Source organism: uncultured Sphingomonas sp., from assembly GCF_913778135.1.
Taxonomy (GTDB): Bacteria; Pseudomonadota; Alphaproteobacteria; order Sphingomonadales; family Sphingomonadaceae; genus Sphingomonas.
The window spans coordinates 1-5,627 of the sequence record NZ_CAJYVU010000193.1; the positions used below are offsets into that span (position 1 = coordinate 1).

A 5,627-nucleotide genomic window follows, 5' to 3' on the forward strand; every position below is an offset into this window, starting at 1 on the left:
AGCCGCGCGGTCGAGCAGCGCGAGGACAAGCGCCCGCAGCTGTCCGACCTGCGCGAATCGGGCTCGATCGAGCAGGACGCCGACATGGTGTGGTTCGTGTTCCGCGAAGACTATTACGTCGCCGCCAAGGAGCCGAAGCGCCCGGTCGAGGGCGACAACGCCAAGATGTTTGAGGACCATGCCGCTTGGGCGGCCGACATGGAGCGCGTCTACGGCCTTGCCGAACTGATCGTCGCCAAGCAGCGCCACGGTGCGACCGGCAAGGTGATCCTGAAGTTCGATCCGACGATCACGCGCTTCTCGGATTACGCCGGCTACTGAGCGGATCAGCGCGGACGGTAGGCGATGTTGGCCTGCCCGGTGACCGCGACCGGCATGAACAGGCCGGCGCCGGTCGCGGCAATGCGGCCGTTACGAACGCTGGTCACGCGGGCGCGCAGTACGAAGTCGCCCTCGCGCCGCTCACCGATTGCGCGTTCGACCTTGCCGATCAGCTTGCGGTAATCGGGTGCGAAATCGTGGGAGAGCCCGTCCGCAATACCCGCGCGGACCACCGGATCGGCAAACAACGCGGCGAGCAGGTCGACCAGCTGAGAGTTGGTCTTGGTCGCGAACTCCAGGTTGCGGAACTGAACCCGCTGCGATCCCGGCTGGTTGAACGGCTGCGCGGCGAGCCAGGCGTCACCCTCGGCGTCGGCGATCGGGCTCGACCGCGCCTTTACCTTCGCGTGGACGCCGACTGCGATGCGGTGGTCGGTCGTGGCGTAAACAGTGACGCGACCGAACGCCGCATCGACCGCGCCGATGCCTTTCAAGCTGATTCCACGCGCAGCCAGCTTGCGGAGCGTGCGCTGCACGACGGGTTCTAGCTCGGCGTAGTCGGCAAGCACGGGGATGAAGAGCTTGAGGTGCGGCGCGCCGACTTGCGTCGATGGTGGCGGCAGCGCGGTGGCGATCGGATCGGCCGGTCGATGCCCGACGAACGTCTGCGTCAGCGCGTCCGCGCGCAGCGTAAGCCGGAGCGCGCGCCCATCGACGCGGTAACCGCCATAGCCGAGCCGGCGCGGCGCGACGCGCATCCACACCGGCGGATTGCGCCGGCTGAGCTGAAGCGTGGCGAACGACTGGCGCCAGACCTGTTCCAGCTGCTGCCGGAGGTGCAGCCGCGAGAGTTCCTGCGGCAAATCACGCTCCAGCTTGGCCAGCACCGGCCGCAGCTTCTCGTCGGCCTTGTCGGTGAAGGTGATGCGCTGGCCGAGCAGGTCGACGCCGGGCGGCTGGGTCCAGTCGTACGACAGCTGCATCTTCGCGGTCGGCTGCCAGTCGCCGTGAATGGTGATGCTTCCGGTCGCGCGGACGATCGCGCTGCCGGTCGCGGTCTCGCCCGCCACACCGCCGACGTCCTGCGCCGAGATGCGCGCGTGAATCGGCAGCGTCACGATCAGCCGGTCGCCGCGTCCTCCGATCTGCACCGGCCCGCGCGTGACTGTGCCGGTGATGCGGCAGCCGAGATCGGGCGTCACCTTTAACTTGGCGATGCCGAGATCGACTCGTTTCGCCTTGATGCAGGCGTTCAGGTGCCGATCGATCGTCCACAGCTCGCGCGGGGTACGTTGATCGAGCCCGCGCTCCAGTTCGTCGAGGCTCGCCCCGACCGGCACGACCACGGTGGACGGCTGCTCGGGCATGGTGATGCCGCCCGTCACCTTGGGTGGTGCGGCGTTGCCGACCTGCCGGCTGCATGCGGCGACCGCGAGGGTGGTGACCAGAGCCAGGCAGGTGAGCGATCGTTGCACCTGCGCTCAACTACGATCAATCCGGTTCGATCCAGTACCGAAACGAGCTCAGTTCAGAATGCGGGTTCCTCGCCCGGCTTCTCGGGCACGTGAATGCCGCACTCGACCTTGTCCCAGCCGCGCCAGCGACCCGCGCGGGGGTCCTCGCCCGGCTGCACGCGCGAGGTGCAGGGCGCGCAGCCGATCGAGGGATAACCCTGCGCTTCGAGCGGATGGCGCGGCAGTTCGTGCACGGCGAAATAGGCGTCGAGATCGGCCTTGGTCCAGGCGGACAGCGGGTTGATCTTCAACCGCCCGTCGTCTTCCTCGAACCGCGGCATGGCGCGGCGCGTCGACGCCTGAAACCCCTTGCGACCCGAGATCCACGCATCGAACGGCAGCAATGCGCGGCGCAATGGCTCGACCTTACGCAGGTCGCAGCAACCGTCGGGATCGTAGGACCAGCGCAGGCCCTTGTCGTCCTTCAGCCGCAGCAGCCTGGGATCGGGGCGGAACACGCGCAGGTCGGTGAAGCCCAAGCGTTCGGCGAGCTCGTCGCGGTAGGCAAGCGTTTCGCCGAACATCTTCTGGGTGTTGGTGAACACGACCGGCACGTCGCGGTCGACCTCGGCGATCATGTGAAGCAGCACCGCCGATTCCGCCCCGAACGACGACACCGCCGCGATCCGCCCCTTTAACTCGCCGGTCAATAAATCGCGCAGCATCTCCTGCGCGGTCACGCCCGCGAAGCGCGCCGCGAAAGCGGCGGCATCGGCTGCGGTATAGACGCGGCCAGTGTCGATCGTATCGAGCTGGCGCGCGGCCTCACCCATGACGAAGCTTCCATACCGGCACCGCCGGATCGGCTGCCTTCTGGTAATGATACTCGTAGCGATCGAGCGAGCGACGGAGCGTCTCGCCGTCGATCGGGGCCTCGGGCGCGAAGCTGTCGAAGCCGCAGCGTCGCATCAGCGGGATCTGATCGACCAGTACGTCGCCCGACGCGCGCAATTCGCCCGTGTAGCCCGCCTCGCGCAGGATGCGGGCGACCGAGTAGCCGCGCCCGTCGCGGAAGCTCGGAAACGACACCTCGATCAACGCGATGCGATCGAGCGAGGGCAGCAGCGCGCGCGCATCGTCGCCGGGTTCGATCCGGACGGCGGTCGCGTTGGATTGCCCGATCAGGAACGAATCGAGCGTGACCGCGGGTTCCTCGTTCACCTCGTCGTTGCGGAACCGGAGCTGGACCCCGCCGCCGCTATCGGTCATCGTCGTCTGGTCGGGATCGAAACCGTCAGCCATAGATCGCCTCCTTGAACGGCTCCATGCCGACGCGCCGATAGGTGTCGACGAAACGCTCGCCGGTCTCACGCACCTCGATGTAGGTGTTGGTGACGCGCTCGATCGCGTCGACCACGCCGTCCTCGCTGAACCCTGGACCGGTGATCTTGCCCAGGCTCACGTCCTCCGCGCCCGACCCGCCGAGCAACAGCTGGAAGTTTTCCACGCCCTTCTTATCGACGCCCAGGATGCCGATGTGACCGGCGTGATGGTGGCCGCAGGCGTTGATGCAGCCTGAAATCTTGAGCTTCAATTCGCCCAGGTCACGCTGGCGCACCGGATCGGCGAAGCGCTCGGCGATCTTCTGCGCCAGCGGGATCGAGCGCGCGTTGGCAAGGCTGCAATAATCGAGGCCCGGGCAGGCGATGATGTCGCTGATGAGGTCGAGGTTCGCCTCGGCGAGCCCGGCCTCGACCAACGCCTCCCACACCGTTTTCAGGTCGGCGACACGGACGTGGGGGATGACGATGTTCTGCGCGTGCGTGACGCGCAGTTCGTCGTGGCCGTACCGCTCGGCGAGATCGGCCATCACGTCGATCTGATCGGCCGAGGCGTCGCCCGGAATGCCCCCGATCGGCTTCAACGACACGTTGACGATCGCATAGCCCGCCTGCTTGTGCGGCTTCACGTTCCGGTCGAGCCAGACCGCGAAATCGGGATCGCCGCGGTCGATCTCGGCTGAGGCACCGTCCTCGAACGCAGGGCTCGCGAACATCGCGGTGATCCGCTCCAGCTCGGCGCGCGGCGGATCGAGCCCGAGCTGCTTGACCGCGGCGAACTCATCTTCGACCTGGCGACGGTATTCGTCGGCGCCAATCTCATGGATCAGGATCTTGATGCGCGCCTTGTAGATGTTGTCGCGGCGGCCGTAGCGATTGTAGACCCGCAAACAGGCCTCAAGGTAGCTCATCAAATCGTCGGCGGTCACGAAGTCGCGGATCTCGTGCGAGATCATCGGCGTGCGACCCATGCCACCGCCGGCAAAGATCTTCGCGCCCAGCTCGCCGTCGCGCATGACAAGCTGGATGCCGATGTCGTGCAGCCGCATCGCCGCGCGGTCCTCGTCCGCGGCGATCACCGCGATCTTGAACTTGCGCGGCAGGTAGCTGAACTCGGGGTGGAAGGTGCTCCATTGGCGCAACAGCTCGGCCCAAGGGCGCGGATCGGCGACCTCGTCCGCGGCGGCGCCGGCGTACTGGTCGGACGAAATGTTGCGGATGCAGTTACCGCTCGTCTGGATGGCGTGCATCTCGACGGTCGCGATCTCGGCCAGGATGTCGGGGGCGTCGGACAGCTTGATCCAGTTAAACTGGATGTTCTGCCGTGTGGTGAAATGGCCGTAGCCGCGGTCGTACTTGCGCGCGATCGTGCCAAGCATCCGCATCTGCCGGCTGTCGAGCGTGCCGTAGGGTACCGCAATCCGCAGCATATAGGCGTGGAGTTGGAGGTAGAGGCCGTTCATTAGCCGGAGCGGCTTGAACTGATCTTCTGTCATCTCGCCCGACAGGCGGCGGCGCACCTGGTCGCGGAACTCGTCGACGCGCGCATCGACGATCGCTTGGTCATACTCGTCGTACTTGTACATCAGATTACCCAGCTTCCGGCCGTGGGATCGGCCGGCTTCAATGTCAGGTCGGGGCGAACGGTCGGGCCGAGCGCACGGATGCGATCCTTGATGTGCGCGGGGCGCGGACCCTCGGGTGTCGCCACGCCCTCGATCACGTAGGGCACGTTGACGCGGCGCGAGGCTTCTTCCGCGCGTGCGATCGCCTCGGCATGGTCGCCCGCATCGACCGCTTCCTCGATGTGGCGCGACCAGCCCCCGCCAGTCCACCAGATCACGTCGCCGCTCGGCAAATCGTTGCCCGTCACCAGTTTCACGCTTTCACCTTCACGCAAATGTCTCCGCGGCGCGGGCATAGCCCGTCAGCCGGTTCTCGGCATCCGACAATTCGACCACCTCGCCGACGACAATGATCGCCGGGCTCGCGACATTCTCGCGCATCATCATCGCGCCAAGGTCGGCGAGCAGGGTGCGAAGCGCGCGGTGGCCGGGCTGGGTACCCTTTTCAAGCACCGCGACTGGCATGTCAGGCGCGACGCCGTCCGCCATCAGCTTGTCCGCAATCTGGTCCGCGGTCGCAACGCCCATGTAGATGACCAGCGTACGGCCTTGCCCGGCAAGGCCCGACCAGTCCTGCTCGCTCAACCCCTTGCACTGGCCGGCGACGAAGCTGACCGCGCTTGAGTGATCGCGGTGGGTGAGCGGCAGCATCGCCTCCGCCGCGCAGCCGAGCGCCGCCGAGACGCCAGGAATGACTTCGACGGGCAGGCCGGCGGCGCGCACCGCTTCGACTTCCTCGCCGCCGCGTCCGAAGATGAAGGGGTCGCCGCCCTTCAGCCGCACGACGATCGCGCCGGTCTTCACATGGGCGACGATCAGCGCATTGATCGCTTCTTGCGGCAGCGTGTGGCGGGCGCGGCGCTTGGCGACGGAGATACGCTGTGCCG

Annotated in this window: 7 protein-coding genes; 1 reads left to right on the top strand and 6 read right to left on the bottom strand. The window is 66.8% G+C overall.

Features of this window, described 5'->3' with window-relative positions; translation table 11 throughout:
• The coding region (locus tag QZ847_RS16510; RefSeq protein ID WP_294358679.1) for a DnaB-like helicase C-terminal domain-containing protein at nucleotides 1-321 on the top strand (321 nt) is incomplete at its 5' end.
• A gap of 5 nt (nucleotides 322-326) precedes the next feature.
• On the opposite strand, the gene QZ847_RS16515 is transcribed toward QZ847_RS16510, so the two are convergent.
• From QZ847_RS16515 to cobA, 6 genes are all read right to left on the bottom strand, one after another.
• Nucleotides 327-1,796 (bottom strand): DUF4403 family protein, encoded by a 1,470-nt coding sequence (locus QZ847_RS16515; RefSeq protein ID WP_294358681.1) that lies wholly within the window; start codon nucleotides 1,794-1,796, stop codon nucleotides 327-329.
• 53 nt (nucleotides 1,797-1,849) lie between these two features.
• Nucleotides 1,850-2,608 carry a phosphoadenylyl-sulfate reductase gene (locus QZ847_RS16520; RefSeq protein ID WP_294358685.1) on the bottom strand — a complete coding sequence of 253 codons (759 nt, stop codon included), beginning with the start codon at nucleotides 2,606-2,608 and terminating at the stop codon, nucleotides 1,850-1,852.
• The gene (locus tag QZ847_RS16525) at nucleotides 2,601-3,077 is read right to left on the bottom strand and encodes a DUF934 domain-containing protein (RefSeq protein WP_294188707.1); all 477 of its coding nucleotides are present in this window, start codon (nucleotides 3,075-3,077) and stop codon (nucleotides 2,601-2,603) included. Before QZ847_RS16525 ends, QZ847_RS16520 begins: the two co-directional genes overlap by 8 nt.
• The gene (locus QZ847_RS16530; RefSeq protein ID WP_294358689.1) at nucleotides 3,070-4,701 is read right to left on the bottom strand and encodes a nitrite/sulfite reductase; all 1,632 of its coding nucleotides are present in this window, start codon (nucleotides 4,699-4,701) and stop codon (nucleotides 3,070-3,072) included. The genes QZ847_RS16525 and QZ847_RS16530 overlap by 8 nt, the downstream gene beginning before the upstream one ends.
• Nucleotides 4,701-4,997, bottom strand: a complete 297-nt coding sequence (locus QZ847_RS16535; RefSeq protein WP_294358692.1) for a DUF2849 domain-containing protein — start codon at nucleotides 4,995-4,997, stop codon at nucleotides 4,701-4,703. Before QZ847_RS16535 ends, QZ847_RS16530 begins: the two co-directional genes overlap by 1 nt.
• A 10-nt stretch (nucleotides 4,998-5,007) precedes the next feature.
• A partial coding sequence (cobA, locus tag QZ847_RS16540; protein WP_294358694.1) for a uroporphyrinogen-III C-methyltransferase occupies nucleotides 5,008-5,627 on the bottom strand: 620 nt, incomplete at its 5' end.